The sequence below is a fragment of the Brevibacillus agri genome (assembly GCF_004117055.1).
Taxonomy (GTDB): Bacteria; Bacillota; Bacilli; order Brevibacillales; family Brevibacillaceae; genus Brevibacillus; species Brevibacillus agri.
The window spans coordinates 13,877-29,958 of record NZ_CP026363.1; the positions used below are offsets into that span (position 1 = coordinate 13,877).

Annotated in this window: 12 protein-coding genes and 1 pseudogene; 1 reads left to right on the forward strand and 12 read right to left on the reverse strand. The window is 51.1% G+C overall.

Annotation, left to right across the window (positions count from 1 at the left end; genetic code table 11):
• Positions 1 to 29: 29 nt before the first annotated feature.
• Positions 30 to 781, reverse strand: a pseudogene (gene pstB / locus BA6348_RS00090) (phosphate ABC transporter ATP-binding protein PstB).
• Positions 782 to 991: 210 nt separating this feature from the next.
• On the opposite strand from pstB (BA6348_RS00090), the gene BA6348_RS00095 reads away from it, so the two are divergent.
• The gene (locus BA6348_RS00095; protein ID WP_005834685.1) at positions 992 to 3,019 is read left to right on the forward strand and encodes a methyl-accepting chemotaxis protein; all 2,028 of its coding nucleotides are present in this window, start codon (positions 992 to 994) and stop codon (positions 3,017 to 3,019) included.
• A 169-nt stretch (positions 3,020 to 3,188) separates the two neighbouring features.
• Here BA6348_RS00095 and pstB (BA6348_RS00100) read toward each other — a convergent pair whose 3' ends face one another.
• The 11 genes from pstB (BA6348_RS00100) to BA6348_RS00150 all read right to left on the reverse strand — a co-directional run bounded on the left by pstB (BA6348_RS00100) (position 3,189) and on the right by BA6348_RS00150 (position 15,893).
• Positions 3,189 to 3,962, reverse strand: a complete 774-nt coding sequence (gene pstB / locus BA6348_RS00100; protein WP_007776906.1) for a phosphate ABC transporter ATP-binding protein PstB — start codon at positions 3,960 to 3,962, stop codon at positions 3,189 to 3,191.
• Between the two features lie 15 nt (positions 3,963 to 3,977).
• Positions 3,978 to 4,868: a phosphate ABC transporter permease PstA gene (gene pstA, locus BA6348_RS00105; RefSeq protein WP_007776903.1), complete on the reverse strand. Its 891-nt coding sequence runs from the start codon at positions 4,866 to 4,868 to the stop codon at positions 3,978 to 3,980.
• Positions 4,869 to 5,816, reverse strand: a complete 948-nt coding sequence (gene pstC, locus BA6348_RS00110) for a phosphate ABC transporter permease subunit PstC (RefSeq protein ID WP_005835479.1) — start codon at positions 5,814 to 5,816, stop codon at positions 4,869 to 4,871.
• A gap of 94 nt (positions 5,817 to 5,910) precedes the next feature.
• The gene (locus tag BA6348_RS00115; protein ID WP_005835481.1) at positions 5,911 to 6,852 is read right to left on the reverse strand and encodes a phosphate ABC transporter substrate-binding protein; all 942 of its coding nucleotides are present in this window, start codon (positions 6,850 to 6,852) and stop codon (positions 5,911 to 5,913) included.
• Positions 6,853 to 7,072: 220 nt separating this feature from the next.
• Positions 7,073 to 7,621: a GerMN domain-containing protein gene (locus tag BA6348_RS00120; RefSeq protein ID WP_007776898.1), complete on the reverse strand. Its 549-nt coding sequence runs from the start codon at positions 7,619 to 7,621 to the stop codon at positions 7,073 to 7,075.
• A gap of 14 nt (positions 7,622 to 7,635) precedes the next feature.
• Entirely contained in the window at positions 7,636 to 9,273 is a 1,638-nt protein-coding gene (locus BA6348_RS00125; protein ID WP_005835486.1) for an N-acetylmuramoyl-L-alanine amidase family protein, read from the reverse strand.
• 175 nt (positions 9,274 to 9,448) lie between these two features.
• The gene (locus tag BA6348_RS00130) at positions 9,449 to 9,868 is read right to left on the reverse strand and encodes a hypothetical protein (RefSeq protein WP_005835488.1); all 420 of its coding nucleotides are present in this window, start codon (positions 9,866 to 9,868) and stop codon (positions 9,449 to 9,451) included.
• Between the two features lie 93 nt (positions 9,869 to 9,961).
• Positions 9,962 to 10,219 (reverse strand): hypothetical protein, encoded by a 258-nt coding sequence (locus tag BA6348_RS00135; RefSeq protein WP_005835490.1) that lies wholly within the window; start codon positions 10,217 to 10,219, stop codon positions 9,962 to 9,964.
• A 142-nt stretch (positions 10,220 to 10,361) separates the two neighbouring features.
• Positions 10,362 to 11,957 carry a peptide ABC transporter substrate-binding protein gene (locus BA6348_RS00140; RefSeq protein WP_122953394.1) on the reverse strand — a complete coding sequence of 532 codons (1,596 nt, stop codon included), beginning with the start codon at positions 11,955 to 11,957 and terminating at the stop codon, positions 10,362 to 10,364.
• 230 nt (positions 11,958 to 12,187) lie between these two features.
• Positions 12,188 to 13,834: a peptide ABC transporter substrate-binding protein gene (locus BA6348_RS00145; RefSeq protein WP_005835494.1), complete on the reverse strand. Its 1,647-nt coding sequence runs from the start codon at positions 13,832 to 13,834 to the stop codon at positions 12,188 to 12,190.
• Positions 13,835 to 14,267: 433 nt separating this feature from the next.
• Positions 14,268 to 15,893, reverse strand: coding sequence for a peptide ABC transporter substrate-binding protein (locus BA6348_RS00150; RefSeq protein WP_007776885.1), 1,626 nt, complete (start codon positions 15,891 to 15,893; stop codon positions 14,268 to 14,270).
• Between the last annotated feature and the right edge of the window lie 189 nt (positions 15,894 to 16,082).

The following is a 16,082-nucleotide window of genomic DNA, read 5'->3' on the forward strand; positions in this document are numbered from 1 at the left end:
CCGCTCCTCTACCTTACTACAAACAGTTGTTATCCGAAACGGCCAGTAATGTAGTCTTCTGTCCGTTTGTCCCGGGATTTTGGAAAATCGTTGGCGTCTGGTCAAACTCGACAAGCTCTCCGTTGAGGAAAAACGCCGTTTTGTCGGAGATGCGCGCCGCCTGCTGCATGTTGTGCGTAACGATGACAATCGTGTACGTGTCTTTCAGCTCCTCCAGCAACTCCTCGATTTTGGCTGTGGAGATCGGGTCGAGAGCGGATGTCGGTTCATCCATCAAAATCACCTGCGGCTGAACAGCGAGCGCCCGGGCGATACAGAGCCGTTGCTGCTGCCCGCCGGACAGCCCGGTTGCGGGCTTTTTCAACACGTCTTTCACCTCGTCCCACAGCGCTGCGGCCTTGAGGCTTGTCTCCACGATCTCGTCGAGCTTGTGGCGATCCATCAGGCCATGCAGGCGCGGTCCGTACGTGACATTGTCGTAGATGCTTTTCGGGAACGGATTCGGGTGTTGGAACACCATCCCGATATTTTTGCGCAAGCGCTCGACTTCCACGCTGGAACTGTAAATGTCTTCATCGAACACTTTTACCACGCCGGTGATTTTCGTATTTGGCACCGAGTCGTTCATCCGGTTCAGCGTTCGCAAAAACGTGGACTTCCCGCAACCGGACGGCCCGATCAGCGCGGTAATGGAATTCGGCTCAACATCGAGATTTATATTGTAGAGGGCTTGTTTGTTACCGTAGAAGAGATTTAACTCTCTCACCGAAATAACACTCATGCGTCCTTCGCTCCTTCGCGGTTGTAGCATCTGTCTTCCCAACCACTATAGCGTGCGAATGTTATGCTTTGATGTGAAGTATATTAAGTTTCCTTAAAGTTTTAAAGCCAGGTAAAGTTATGGTAAATGTTTCTGACAAACCATATACGCTCCCCATAGTACCCCCTACAATAAAGCTGAACGTTTTGTCGAATAAGGGGAGAGCATGTAATGCCGAGAAAAATACGAACATTGGGCAACACGTCGTTTCAGTACCGTTCGATTTTCACCAGATTATTTTTCGGGATTCTGACCATGGTTGTCAGCATGATGGCGATCGCCGCTTTTTTTATCAGTTATCAATCCGAGAGCACGCTCAACGAAAAGACAAAGCAGCAGCTCCACGATGCATCGAGTGCCGCCTTGCAGGAAGTGAACAGCCGCGTCCAGTCCATCATCACCGCCTTGGCTTCCTATGCTTCCACGTACAAAAACAGCAAGGTCACGAACAGTCAAAGCTTCGGCATTTTTACCGACATGGTGAACAACAATCCAACCATTTCCGAAATACAAGTCGTGACAGCAGACGGGCGGTATTTGACCTTCCCCGGCTCGCCGCTGGACAGCTCCTACGATCCGCGAACAGCCGACTGGTACAAAGGCGCCTGGGACAAGCCAAACGCATTCGTCTCGGACGTCTTTCAGTTTTCCGCCACGGAATTTCCGAAGATCGCTGTCTCCATGGCTTTGCGCAACGAGGAGGAAGAGCCTGTCGGCGTCGTCGTGGCCTTCGTCTCCGTGCCGAAGCTCAGTGAATCAATCGGACAGATCAAGCTGGGGCAAACCGGATACGCCATGATTGTCGACCAGCAAGGGAAGCTGCTCGCTCACCCGGATAAAGCCTACGCCCTGCAGCGCCCGCTCCTGACCGAGCTGCCTGTCGTCGCCAATGTCATTGCGGGCAATTCCGGCTTTGAATCGTTTCATATAAACGGCATGGACGCCTTTGCCGCCTACAAATTCGACCCGGCGCTCAAATGGGGCATGATCGTCGTGCAGTCCGTATCCGAGGTCAAACAGGAGGTGCGCCGCCTGCAGTTGACGATACTCGCGGTCTCCCTCGTCGGATTAGGCTCGTTGGCATTGCTGCTCTACTTGTACGTCCGCAAGATTATCAAGCCCGTCAAAGAGGTGCAGCAAAAAATGACGGCGTTCAGCGAAGGCGACCTGTTTCAGACGATGCACGTCCAGACCAACGACGAAATCCGCCAGCTCGCCGACAGCTTCAATCGGATGAGCGGGCAAATCCGCACCATCATCGGCAAAATCCAGCACGTGATCGCCGACGTCAAACAGGTGGCCGAGCATGTGGGCAAAGGCTCGCGACACTCTCACGCCATGCAGACAGAGGTCGTCTCCGTCACCGAGCGGCTGGCGCAAGAAATGGACAACCAGCAGGTGCAAATCGACGACATCCACGCCACGATGGCCGGAATTACAGCAGAAATGACACGCATTACACAGTCGATGGAAACAGCGGTCAGGCAAAACGAAAAGTCGCGGGAGCAGAGCGCCAAAGCGGCTACCTCGATTGATTTGCTGAAGGACAACATGCAAAAAATATCGACAGACATGAAAGCCTCCCTCCAGGCGATGGGCTCGATGCGCGAGAGCATGGACGACATCCGCGAGATTCTCGGCTGGATCTCCTCGATCTCCCAACGAACGAAGCTGCTGTCTTTCAACGCCCGCATCGAAGCATCACGAGCCGGCCAGGCGGGACTCGGCTTCGGGATCGTCGCGGACGAAATTCGCCTCCTGTCTGAACAGACAGAAGAAGCGACGGCCCGCATTCAACAAGTCATCGCTTCAGGGGAAAACCGGATGGAACGGGTGGCCGCATGTCTGGAAACGACCGATCACGCCACGGTCAACGGCATTTCGACGCTGCATCAGGCAACGGATATTTTCCAGCAAACCTTCGCCATCAGCGAAGCGCTCACCGCGCAGTTTGAAACGATCAGACATCTGGCCGAATCCATCGCAAGCCAAAGCCAGATCATCTCCCGCCGCGTGGACAGCCTGGCGGAATCCGCCCAGGAAGTCGTCTCGGGCACACAGCAAGCGGTCGCGGCCAACCAGGAAAGCCTCTCCCTCTCGGAGCAGTTCCTGCACGATTCCGAGCGGCTGGCGGGCATCGTGGAAGATTTGGAGCAGGAAATCCACTTCTTCCGGGCAGTGGAAAAGCCTTCTGCATAGAAGGCTTTTTTCTTGTACGATTGCACATCTGTAGAGAAACAGGTAGGAGAAAACGTCGGCCCCGGCAAGCTGCACGGCGCTATAGCACACCCATTCCAGACTGCGTTGCACCATGCAAAAAGCCCTCCGTTTGCGCGTCAGGCGCAAGGAAGGCATTTTTTTGTGCGGTTCAGCCAAAACGGCCGCTAATATACGCTTCGGTCTTATCGTTTTCCGGCGAGGTGAAAATTTTTGCGGTCTCGTCCATCTCGATCAGCTCCCCGAGCAAAAAGAATGCCGTTTTGTCCGAGATGCGGGCCGCCTGGTGCAGATTGTGCGTCACGATCACGATCGTGTACTCTTCCTTTAGCTGCGTGACCAGCTCTTCAATTTTCATCGTCGAGATCGGGTCGAGCGCGGAAGCCGGCTCATCCAGAAGCAAAATCGTCGGCTGCATGGCAATGGCGCGGGCGATGCACAGGCGCTGCTGCTGTCCTCCTGACAGGGAGAGCGCAGAGTCGCGCAGACGGTCTTTTACCTCGTCCCACAACGCCGCTTTGCGCAAGCTCGTCTCGACCAGCTCATCCAGCTCGCGGCGGTCTGTCATTCCGTGAAAGCGCGGAGCGAAGGCGATATTTTCATAAATCGATTTAAAAAACGGATTGGCGCGCTGAAACACCATTCCGACGATTTGCCGCAAGCTCTCGATGTTGACCTGCTGGCTGTTGATGTCAATGCCGTCGACGACGATGGAGCCTGTGACGCGGCAGGAAGGCACGAGATCGTTCATCCGGTTCAGGCTGCGCAAAAGCGTGGACTTCCCGCAGCCGGACGGCCCGATAAAGGCCGTCACCGAGTTGCGTTCAATGTCCATCGAAATATTTTTGACCGCTTGCTTATCCCCGTAGTAAACCGAGACATTGTTCGTCTGAATAATCGTATCTTGCATGGTGAGTACGGACATCGCTATCACCTCTCCTTAGTTGGAACCTGACGTCATCTTTTTGTACACCCACGTCCCGAACCAGCGGGCCGAGACGTTAAAGAGCAGCACGGCAATAATCAGCACAGCGGCAGCGCCATCCGCCACGTCGCGCGCATCCGGCGTCAGCCCTTCGCTGTTTACTTTCCAGATATGCACAGCCAGCGTTTCGGCCGGGCGGAACGGATTCAGCGGCGAAGTCGGGCTGTTCAGCGAGAAATCAGCAAAGTTCAGGTTCGGTGAAGACATCCCTGCGGTAAACAGCAAGGCAGCCGCTTCCCCGAAGACGCGTCCGGAAGCGAGAATCGCCCCCGTAATGATCCCAGGCAAAGCCGCCGGAAGAATGACGGAGACAATTGTCCGCCATTTGGTGATGCCAAGCGCCAGGCTCGCTTCTTTTTGGCTGCGCGGCACGTTGCGCAACGCATCCTCTGTCACGCGCACGAGCAGCGGCAGGTTGAAGACGGTCAGCGCGAGGGCACCGGAGAAAAGCGTATAGCCCCAGCCTGTCATGTTTACGAAGACGAGCAAGCCAAACAAACCAACGACAATGGACGGCAAAGAAGAAAGCACTTCTATACTCATGCGGATAAACTGCGTAAACTTGTTATCCGGCGCGTATTCAGCCATATAAATACCTGCTCCGATTCCAATCGGCAAGGCGATCAGCATGGTCAAGACCAGCAAATAAAACGAGTTGAACAACTGCGGACCAATCCCGCCCCCTGCATTGACGATATCTGGCGGCGAGGTCAAAAAGTCCAGGTTCAGCTTGTGCCAGCCTTGCGTCAAAATGAAGCCGAGCAAGCCAATGAGCGTGCCGATAATCAAAGCGGCAATCAACGTCAAAACGATCGTAGCAACGCGGTCCATCAGTCTCGCTCTCATCTACTTCACCAGCCTCTTTCTGCCCAAAAAGCGCAAGATCATAATGAAGACGAACGACATCAGAAGCAGCAGAAGCGCCATGGACCAGAGTGCATTGTTGTACGGGGTTCCCTGAATCGTATTCCCCATGTTCAGCGTGATGCCGCTGGTCAGCGTGCTGATCGGGTCCAAGAGACTGCCCGGAAGCTTCGTCGTGTTCCCGATGACCATCTGTACGGCGAGCGCTTCGCCAAAAGCGCGAGCCATCCCCAATACAACCGCGGTCAGGCAGCCGGGAAGCGAAGAATGCAGCACCACATTCCAGATCGTCTGCCAGCGTGTGGCTCCCAAAGCGAGAGAAGCGTTGCGCAAATCTTGCGGTACGGCTTCAATGGCGTCTGTCGCCACGCTGGTGATCGTAGGCAGGATCATCAGGGCAAGCACAAGCCCCCCTGCCAAAAGACTGAAACCAAGAACGTCAAATTGTTCGCGAATAAAAGGAACCAGAAGAGTAAGACCAACATATCCGTACACAACGGATGGAATGCCAACCAAAAGCTCGATCACCGGCTTCAACACTTTTTTGCCGAAGCCCGGAAAAATTTCCGTCATGAAAATAGCCGCCCCGATCCCGAGCGGTGCCGCGATCAACGCAGCCAAAGCCGTCACCAAAAACGATCCGAGAATGAACGGGAACACACCGTAGAGTGCAGGCTCGCCCTCCGGGTCCCATTTCACCTGTGTTAAAAATTCGCTGATACTGACGCCGTCGACAAAAAAGGTGGACAGCCCTTTTGAAGCGATGAAGTACGTAATCGACAAAACGACGATGACCAGCAAGGCCGCACAGACCATGGCAATCGTTCGGCCCGTCATGTTCTCTGTAAATTGACGTTTGTTATATGTCAGCATTTTTCGCGCAATCAGCGATTGGCGATTTGTCTCTACCCCTTCAATACGATGGTTCATGTTCTCCCTCCTAGAAAGAAAACGGCTTTCGCGCAAGCAAAATGAGGGGTAAGGCCCCTCCACCCCTCTATTTTGCTGTTGACCCGTGAGTGTCTTATTTTTGTGTTACTTTTCCTTCAGCGTCGCGTTCTACTTTCATGTCTGTGATTGGCAGGAAGCCCAGATCGACAATCGTTTTCTTTTGCACTTCTTCAGACAGGATGTAATCCAGGAACGCTTTTGCGTTACCAGTAGGCTCGCCTTTTGTGTACATGTGCTCGTATGCCCACACTGGGTATTTGTTCGTTGCGATGTTTTCTGCGTTTGCTTCCACGCCATCCAGTTTCAATGCTTTTACGGAGTCATTGAAGTAGGACAGAGCCAGGTAGCCGATTGCGCCCGGTGTTTCGGCAATGATTTTGCGAACAGTACCGGAGGAATCCTCTGTGATGCCTTCTGCTTCTTCTTTTCCGTCCAGTGCGAATTTGCTGAATGTTGCACGAGTACCGGAAGACTTCGGACGGTTCACCAGCGTGATTTTCATGTCATCGCCGCCAACTTCTTTCCAGTTGGTGATTTTGCCAGTGAAGATGTCGATCAGTTGTTGCTTGGTCAGGTTGTCTACTTTTACTTGCGGGCTAACCGCTGCTGCCATTCCGACAACGGCTACTTTATGGTCAACCAGTTCGTTTGCCGGAATGCCTTTTTTCTCTTCTGCGAAAATGTCGGAGTTACCGATTGTTGCTGCGCCGCTTGCTACCTGGCTCAGCCCTGTTCCGCTTCCCCCGCCTTGTACTTGAATTTGTACACCTTGATTTTTCGCCATAAAGTCTTTGGCCGTTTGCTCGACCAGAGGCTGCAAAGCGGTGGAACCAACTGCTGTGATCGGTTCACCGGATGTTGTTGTAGTCGAACCAGAGTTGCTTTCCGGAGCCGGGGTAGCTGGTTGTTGCTGCGCTGGTTGTTGTTGCGATGGAGCCGCACTGTTGCTGCCACATCCGGCGAGCAGTGCCCCTACAAATGTCAGCGCCATAAACATTTTGCTGAGTTTTTTCATTGGATGAAAATCCTCCTTAACAGGTTCGGTTTGTTTTTCTCTCTTACAAGTACAAACTATACAGGTCGAATGTTGTAGGATTGTGATGCGATTGTTAAGCTTTTTTAAAGATGGAGCCAACCCTGTATAAAACGAAAACAAGCCGCTTGACGAAACAGCAAAAAGGCGGCACAGCCTGGATGCTACCAGGTTGTGCCGCCTTCACTCGGCGATTGCCTGTTTAGTTGTCGCGCGTCAATGGCTCCGATACATCGACATGGCCCATCAACGATTCGACTTTTTTGCCATCTTCCAGGAAGACGATTTGCTTTACTTCCGGGAACTGAAAAAAGGTTTTCTTCAGCGCGTCCAGCGCCATCCCTTCGCCGCTTGAGCCGAGGTTGTACTGGTTTTTGCTGTCGGCATCAATCGTCAACGTGCCATCCGCAAAAGTGATGTCATGGTATCGGAAGTCTTTCCAGAGCGGAAAGTGCTCTTCTGCTTTTGTCGGCTTCTCCAAAAGCGAGAGGGTTTTCTTGTACTTTTCGATGTCTTCTGCAAAAGTGATTTCTTGTTCCTCTTTTTGCAGCTCCATCAGGTCGCCGTCGGAATAGTAGACGGTAACGACCTGTTTGTTGAGTGTCGGCTCTGCTGTCGATGGGTCAGTGTTCGTGCCAGATGGCTGTTCAACAGGTGCCGTAGGCTGCGGTGCAGGAGCCGCATTTTGTCCGCAACCAGCCATTAGCAGCACAGCCAAAGCCGCCACCCAGATCATCCGACTTTTTTTCATCGTGAAAGCCTCCCTTACTGATAAGACTGATAGTATTCACGGATAGCCGCAACGAGGGCTTTCGCGATTTTGTCCTGGAATGCAGGCGAGGTCAGCAGCGCATTTTCTTGCGGATTGGACAGGAAACCTGTCTCTGTCAACACGGCTGGCATTTTCGTGTTCTTGATAACGTAAAAGCCGCTCGCCTTGACTCCCCGATCCGGGAACTGCGTTGCTCCTTGTAGGTGCTTGTGCACCAATTGCGCAAACGTCTTGCTGTTTGCATTGTAATAGAAGGTTTCCGTACCGCCTGTCGTCGGTTTCGGGAACGAGTTGGCGTGAATGGACAAGAACAGGTCCGCCTCCAGCTCATTCGCGATTGCCACACGCTCGGACAGCTCGTAGAACACATCTGTCGTGCGCACAGGCACTACTTGAAACTCCGGATATTGCTTCAGCAAAGCGACTACTTTGTTGGCGACAGCCAGCGTGTAGTCTTTCTCGTGGTTGCCCGCCACGCCCAATGCACCTGGGTCTTTTCCGCCATGACCCGCGTCGACTACGATCAGGTAGCCTGTTTTCTTAGGCTTGGGCGTCAGCTTCACTTCAATGCCGTCTTTTGTATAGGCCAGATTATACTCGCTCTTCTGGTTCAGCTCAATCACGACACGCACGGTCTCTGGCGAAGCACTGTACTGGCTGTACCGCAGGCTTGCGATCAGCGGCTCTTCTTTTGGCTCGCTGGCTGCTGACTGCTCGTCCTCTTCGCCGGAAGAAGCTGCTTGCTTGCGCTCCTCTGACTCTCCGATACTGCCGTTTTCTTCGTTCTTTTTCAACTCTTCCACCAAATCGTCCGCCAAAGCGGTTTGCGGGAGGTCCAGCACGATGCGATGGGGGCCTGTGAGCACAAAAGAATTGGCCTGCACGGGCAGCTTCATCTCAATATGTACGCGATCCCCATCCTTTGTAACACCTGTCAGCCGATTGAGTCTTTCGATTTCAAGCAGATTCTTTTTCTTGTTCCAAGTGATCGAACCGCCTAGCTCGTCCTCTACTTGCTCAATTGGAAGAACCAGTTGACTGTCGATCGTCATGCCGCGTTCCGGGCGATTCCATACAAAGCCTTTTTGTCCGACCTGCTCCGCGACCGCATCGGCAGACACGTACATGGTGTCCGACACTTGATACAGCTTGATCGCTTTTTCAGGAGCACGGCCGTTCAGCGTAACCTGTGGCGTTTCGTTAGCAATGACGGTGCGGGAGCTGTTGTCCCACCCTACAGTGATCCCGAGCGATTCCCCGACAAACCGCAGAGGGAGCAGCATGCGCTGCTGGGAGATGACAGGCGGCGTATCCAGCTTTACCTGCTTGCCGTTCAATAGCGCTGTGCGCGAGTCCAATGTGAGGGAAAGCTGCGTCGTACCCCGTGTAATCACCGCTGTCCGCTTCGCTTCGTTCCAGGCGACATCCGCGCCCAAACCTTCTGCGATGACACGCACGGGAACCAATGTCCGCCCGCTCTTGATGACTGGTGGCACGTCCGGGGTCACTGCTTGTCCACCGATCATCAGGTTGACGGCTTCCTCAGTTGCACTACTTGCCGCAGCCGCCCAACCGGGGATAAGCAGCAGGACCAGCAGCGCCAGAAGCAGAGGGTAAAATCGTCTTTTCATCCTGACCTCCTCCGTGATGTCTGTTCTGTTGTGTGGCGTTAGACCATTGTGCAACGTTCACCATTCTATTAGACGCGTCAACATCTGTAAAGTTTATAGTCTTTTCGTACCAAAAAGACAAAAGACTGCTCCTTTTTGACAAAGAAGCAGTCCAGAAAACCAAGAAAGTTGTCGATTAGCGAAACAACCCGCGCCGTTCTCGTCTGCTCACTTCTTCTACAGGCGCTTTCAGCATGTTCAAGCCGCCGTTGGCGATAAACTGTTGAATCATCGACAGGACGGCCGGATTGGACAGCACTTTGATGGAATCGGCCACCTTCGGATTTTTCAGTTGCGGGATAGCCCCGCTCAAATGCGGCAGCAATGGCAGCAAATCCTCAATGGAAATCGCAGGCTTTGCTTTCTCAGGGACGGACTGCACGGGAATCGGACGCCGGCGCGGTCCAAACAGAATGCTGCGCCGCGGCCCCTGATTGGGAGCGGCCTTCAGCCTTCCGAGCGTATCCTTCATGTCCTGCAGTTCTTGCTTCATCTGGCTCATCTCGCGCATCACCTGAGCATTGCTCACATTGTGCGCATCCGCCAGCTTGTTCATCGTCTCTATCAGTTGCCCCTGGGCACCGGCCTGTTTCTTTTTCTTTCTCGTTTTGGCAGCGATAATCCCACCTCCCTCCTGGTAAGCCCCCCTTTATTTAAAGCGCTTTTTCAGGCTGTCGATGTCTTTGGCGTTGACGCCTTTTTTGGAAAGCTTGTTCAGCAGGCTGCCGACGTTTTCTGTCTTGGACATATGCCGAAACTGCGCCACATATCCGTTCAGTTCCTTATCCGTGAAGTTTTTACCGGCTTTTTTGCCCAAATCGCGGATGACTTCCTTCAAGCCTGCATCCGTCTTCAGCTTATCCTTGGGAATTGACCTTACAATACTGAGCAGTTTGCCAATATCCACAGCGATCCCCCCTGGTTGCAGTTTGTTCCTTTTTACTCTATGTAGCCAGGAGCACAATGGATTGGTCATTTGTCCATGCGGGAGAAAAAAAGAAGAAGGGCAGCGGCACCCCTCTTCTTTGAATCATTTCCTCTATATAAGATTAAGGCTTGATATCGACGTACTTGAAGTCGATCATGCCGAGCCCGTCCAAAATCGCGCCGTCGACTTTCTCGCTTTGCAGCCAGCTCTGGGCATAGTAGTAGATCGGCATAATCGGCATTTCGTCCATTAAAATTTGCTCGGCCTTGGCCAAAATCGCCTTCCGTTTTTCCGGGTCCTGCTCCAAAGCGGATTGGTTCAAGAGCTCTTTGTATTTGGGGTGTTCCCAGCCCGTGTCGTTGTTTCCGCCGTTTTTGTCCTTGAACATTTCCAAAAAGTTGATCGGATCGTTGAAGTCGGCTAGCCAACCCGCACGCGCAATCTGGTATTTCCCCTGGTGTACGTCCTCTATGTATACTTTCCACTCTTTGTTTTCCAGCTTCACGTCTACCCCGAGCTTTTTCTTCCACTGGTCCCTGATTTCTTCAGCAATCGCTTTATGGCCCATCGACGTGTTATAGGAGACGGTGATGGGAGGAAGTTTTGCGATTCCCGCTTCCTTCATGCCCTCCTGAAGCAGCTTTTTGGCCTCTTCTGTGTGATTGTCTGTAAAGTAGCCACCAGATGCAACAGCCATGCTCGGCGGCACAAAACCTGTCGCGGGAAGGTGGTTGGCCAACATGGTCTCCACCAAAGCTTGACGATCCAGTGCATAAGCAAAAGCTTTGCGGATTTTGGCATTGTGAAAAGGCGCTTGCTCTGTGTTGAAGCGGTAGAAGTAAGTGCCCGCGATCGCTTGCGTATGAAACAGCGCAGGCGACTTCCAGGAAAGCTCGAAATCCATGGGGACTTCAGACAAAGGGGCGCCTGCCCAATCCAGATCGCCGTTGCGAAACATCTCCAGCTCTACATACCCGTCATCAATCATAGAAAAATCAATCTTGTCCAATTTTACATTTTGTTTGTCCCAGTAGTTCTGGTTTTTCGTCAGAACGAGCTGGTGCTTGGGCTTCCATGTCTCGATTTGAAACGGACCGTTCCCTACTATCGTCTTGGGATTGCTTGCCCATTCCTTGTCGGCTTCCACGACTTTTTTGTTAACAGGATAATAGGTGTAAAAAGCCGTCAACTCCGTGAAAAACGGGGTCGGATTCGTCAGTTCCACAACCAATGTTTTGGCGTCGACGGCTTTGACACCAACGTCACTCGCCGTCCCGGTTCCCTTGTTATACGCTTCCGCTCCTTTTAAATAGTAGAGCTGGTAGGCGTAATTCGATGCTGTCCTGGGGCTTAGCGCACGTTTCCAGGCGTATTCGAAGTCATAGGCGGTGACCGGATCGCCATTGCTCCATTTGGCAGGGCGAATTTTGAACGTATAAGTTTTGCCGTCAGCCGAAACGGTATAGCTTTCTGCCGCTGCTACATGTACTTTTCCGTCTTTGCCCAAACGAGTCAACCCTTCGAAGATTGCCCTGCTTATTGTGCCGGACGTTGAATCTTCAGCAATGCCCGGATCTACGGTTGGGGGATTGGAATGCATGTTCATTCTTAATACTTTTGCTTTTGGCTCCGCCGCTTGCCCGGCATCCGCATACCCTGCCAAGCTCCCGCCGAGAATCAGCATCGCACCTGCGACTGCAACGACATTCTTTTTCACGATCAAGCACCTCGTTTTTTTGTATACACTTCTATCATCAGTATACAAGAAAAAGGGATTTTTGGATGTTTTTTCTTTTAGTTAGTTTTGATGCAACTCGACTAGGAAAAAAATGGTTCGCCCCTTTTCGGGTGAGAATTTTCAGCCCCGATCAACACCCGCTTTTCAAACAAAAAAGAAGAGAAGCGTCAAAAACGCCCCTCTTCCTTAAATCGGTTGCTTTGCTTCTATTATTGTTTGATGTCAGCGTATTTGTAGTCAACAGCACCCAGACCGTCGATGATTACGCCGTCAACCTTGTCGTTTTTCACCCAAGATTGCGTGTAGAAGTAGATTGGCATGACTGGCATTTCATCCATCAGGATTTGCTCAGCTTCAGCCAGGATCGCTTTCCGTTTTTCCGGATCTGTTTCCAGAGCGGATTGGTTCAGCAGCTCTTTGTACTTCGGATTTTCCCAACGAGTATCGTTGTTTCCGCCGTCTTTTTCCTTGAACATTTCCAGGAAGTTGATCGGATCGTTGAAGTCACCCAGCCAACCAGCGCGAGCTACTTGGTATTTACCTTGGTGTACGTCATCCAGGTATACTTTCCACTCTTTGTTTTCCAGCTTCACGTCTACACCGAGGTTTTTCTTCCATTGGTCTTGGATTGCTTCTGCGATCTTTTTGTGACCTTCGGAAGTGTTGTAGGACAGAGTCAGAGTTGGCAGCTTGCTGATGCCAGCTTCTTTCATACCTTCTTCCAGCAATTTTTTCGCTGTTTCGAGGTCTTTGTCCTTGAAGTAGCCATCTTTGTTCAGAGCCATGCTCGGTGGTACATAACCGGTTGCTGGCAACTGACCTGCCTGGAGGATGTTGTCGATCAGGCTTTGACGGTCGATCGCGTAAGCAAACGCTTTACGGATTTTCGCGTTGTTGAATGGCGCTTTTTCTGTGTTGAAGCGGTAGAAGTAAGTACCCGCGATTGGTTGGGTTGTCATTTTTCCAGACTCTTTCAGAGCAGGAATCGCGTCAGTTGGCAATGCGGAAGTTGGAGCACCTGCCCAATCCAGCTCGCCGTTTTCAAACATGGACAGCTCAGTGTTCTCATCCTCTACCATGGAGAACTCGATTTTGTCCAGTTTTACGTTGTCTTTATCCCAGTAGTTCTCGTTTTTCACGACAACCAGTTTGCTCTTGTGTTCCCATGTTTCCATTTTGAATGGACCGTTACCCACGATTGTTTTCGCGTCAGTAGCCCATTTGTCGTTGGCTTCAACTGTTTTTTGGTGAACCGGGAAGTATGTTTTGAACGCTACCAGCTCCAGGAAGAACGGAGTTGGGTTTGTCAGTTCCACTTCCAGTGTTTTGTCGTCGAGCGCTTTTACGCCAACGTCTTCTACTTTACCAGTACCTTTGTTGAATGCTTCCGCACCCTTCACATAGTACAGTTGGTAAGCGTAGTTGGAAGCTGTTTTCGGATCGAGCGCGCGTTTCCAGGCGAATTCGAAGTCTTTCGCTGTTACAGGATCGCCGTTGCTCCATTTTGCATCGCGAATTTTGAATGTATATTTTTTACCGTCTTCAGATACGGTATAGCTTTCTGCTGCTGCTTCATGCACTTTGTTGTCTTTGCCTACGCGAGTCAGACCTTCGAAGGTAGCAGTGATGATTGTGCTGGAAGTAGTGTCTTCCGCGATACCTGGGTCTGCTGTTGGCGGCTCGGAGTGCAGGTTCAATTTCAGTACTTTTGGTCCCGCTGCTGGTGCAGTGGTTTCTGTTTTATTGCCTGCTGCGTTGTTATCTGCTGGCGCTGCTTGGTTGCCGCCGCCGCATCCTGCGAGTGCCGCACCAAGAACGAGGATAGAACTCATTGCTACGAAAACATTCTTTTTCATACAAGTAATCCCCCTTTTCTAAATCTTTTTTCAATATACATGCTTTTATATTATTTTTAAATATGTTTTAGAATGATTTAATAAATTTTTATTTATTTATAAAGATGATTAATGATTTATAAAAAATAATTTATTGATAAAACTCGATGGAAAATGATTCCCGTTAGTATAGACAGCTTGAAAATGTTGATTTATCGCGGTTTTCTCCATGGACCTCCCCACCTTTTTCTTTGCTGCACACAAGATTACCATGAGACAGCGTCAGTGAGAGGCTTGTCCCACGCCTCGTTTGAATTTTAAAAATATTTATAGTTGCGAACAGCTCTCCTCCCCATTTTGTTGATAGATGAAGAATCTCCCATCCTTTGCGCTTTATTTTTCGCCAAAAAAAGAAGGGCTATTCGCCCTTCTTCTTATCGTTCGCTTGGCTTTCTTATTTAATGTCTGCCCATTTCCAGTCTACGAAGCCGAGACCGTCGAGCACAACGCCTTGTACTTTGTCGCTCTTCACATAGGAATGCGTGTAGTAGTAAATTGGCGCGGCTGGCATTTCGTCCATGAGCAGCGCTTCCGCTTGCGCCAGGATTTGTTTGCGTTTTTCCGGGTCTTTTTCCACCGCGGATTGGTTCAGCAGCTCTTGATACTTGGGATTTTCCCAGTTGGTATCGTTGTTGCTGCCTTTTTTCAGTTTGAACAGATCCAGGAAGGTGTACGGATCGTTGTAGTCGCCAGTCCAGCTAGAGCGAGCGATCTGGAACTTGCCTTGGTGCAGGTCGTCCAGGAATACTTTCCACTCTTTGTTTTCCAGCTTCACTTCTACGCCGAGCGCTTTTTTCCATTGGTCTTGGATAGCTTCCGCGATTTTCTTGTGACCTTCGGACGTATTATAGGAAAGAGTCAGAGTTGGCAGCTTGGTGATGCCTTCTTCCTTCATCCCTTCCTCCAGCAGTTTTTTCGCTGTTTCCACGTCGCCGTCCTTGAAGTACGGGCTAGTTGCCACAGCCATTGTTGGAGGTACCAGACCCATTGCCGGCTCCTGGTTCGCTTGCGTTACGTTGTCGATGATCGTTTTGCGGTCAATCGCATAAGCGAACGCTTTACGGATTTTCGCGTTGTTGAACGGCGGTTTCTCCGTGTTGAATTTGTACAGGTACGTACCCGCAATCGCACGGGTTTGCATTTTGCCGGACTCTTTCAGTGCCGGGATTGCATCTGTTGGGAGTGCGCTTGTAGGAGCACCTGCCCAATCGAGGTCGCCGTTGTCAAACATGGACAGCTCGGTGTTTTCATCCTCTACCATGGAGAAGTCGATCTTGTCCAGTTTTACAGCATCTTTATCCCAGTAGTTTTCGTTTTTCGCGAGAATGAGCTTGCTCTTATGCTCCCAAGTCTCGATCTTGAACGGACCGTTACCTACGTGCGTTTTGGCGTCACCCGCCCAGTTTTGTGTGGATTCGACCACTTTTTGGTTCACCGGGTAGTAGGTGTAGAAAGCAGTCAGCTCCAGGAAGAACGGAGTCGGGTTTTTCAACGTAACAACCAATGTTTTGTCATCGGTTGCTTTCACGCCCACATCTTCTGCTTTCGCTTTTCCGGTGTTGTACTCCTCAGCGTTTTTCAGGTAGTACAATTGGTAAGCATAAGTGGAGCCGAGCTTCGGATCGAGCGCTCGCTTCCACGCGTATTCAAAGTCTTTCGCTGTTACCGGGTCACCGTTGCTCCATTTGCTGTCGCGCAGGTGGAATGTATAAGTAAGTCCATCTTCAGAAACGTCGATTTTTTCCGCTACGGATTCATGCGGTTTGCCATCTTCACCGATACGAGTCAAACCATCAAAAGTCGCACGCAAAACAGCACCGGATGTGGAATCTTCAGCCAAGCCAGGGTCAGCCGTCGGCGGCTCACTCTTCATGTTCATGCGCAGAACTTTTGGACCGCTAGTTTGTTCACTTCCAGCAGAATTTCCTTGCTCTCCTGCTTTCTCGCCGCCGCCACAGCCAGCCAGCGCCGCACTCAGAACCAGGATGGAACTCATCGCTGCAAATACGCTTTTTTTCATTAGTGTTGACCCCCTTTGTATGTGTAACACTCCATGGAAAGCTACTTCAACAAATATACTGCATTTTTAGTAATATTGAAGACATTTTAAGCAAGTTTAATTATGTTTTATTCAAAGATCAAATTATATTAAGGGAAATAAATTCACATTCTTCATTACATGAAGTATGCCTCGCACAAGAAAAACTAT

Excerpts from the sequence above, each read along its gene's own strand:
- BA6348_RS00095 (WP_005834685.1), top strand. The coding sequence starts at position 992 with ATGCCGAGAAAAATACGAACATTGGGCAACACGTCGTTTCAGTACCGT.
- pstB (WP_007776906.1), bottom strand. The coding sequence starts at position 3,962 with ATGTCCGTACTCACCATGCAAGATACGATTATTCAGACGAACAATGTC.
- pstA (WP_007776903.1), bottom strand. The coding sequence starts at position 4,868 with ATGAGAGCGAGACTGATGGACCGCGTTGCTACGATCGTTTTGACGTTG.
- pstC (WP_005835479.1), bottom strand. The coding sequence starts at position 5,816 with ATGAACCATCGTATTGAAGGGGTAGAGACAAATCGCCAATCGCTGATT.
- BA6348_RS00115 (WP_005835481.1), bottom strand. The coding sequence starts at position 6,852 with ATGAAAAAACTCAGCAAAATGTTTATGGCGCTGACATTTGTAGGGGCA.
- BA6348_RS00120 (WP_007776898.1), bottom strand. The coding sequence starts at position 7,621 with ATGAAAAAAAGTCGGATGATCTGGGTGGCGGCTTTGGCTGTGCTGCTA.
- BA6348_RS00125 (WP_005835486.1), bottom strand. The coding sequence starts at position 9,273 with ATGAAAAGACGATTTTACCCTCTGCTTCTGGCGCTGCTGGTCCTGCTG.
- BA6348_RS00130 (WP_005835488.1), bottom strand. The coding sequence starts at position 9,868 with ATGAACAAGCTGGCGGATGCGCACAATGTGAGCAATGCTCAGGTGATG.
- BA6348_RS00145 (WP_005835494.1), bottom strand. The coding sequence starts at position 13,834 with ATGAAAAAGAATGTTTTCGTAGCAATGAGTTCTATCCTCGTTCTTGGT.
- BA6348_RS00150 (WP_007776885.1), bottom strand. The coding sequence starts at position 15,893 with ATGAAAAAAAGCGTATTTGCAGCGATGAGTTCCATCCTGGTTCTGAGT.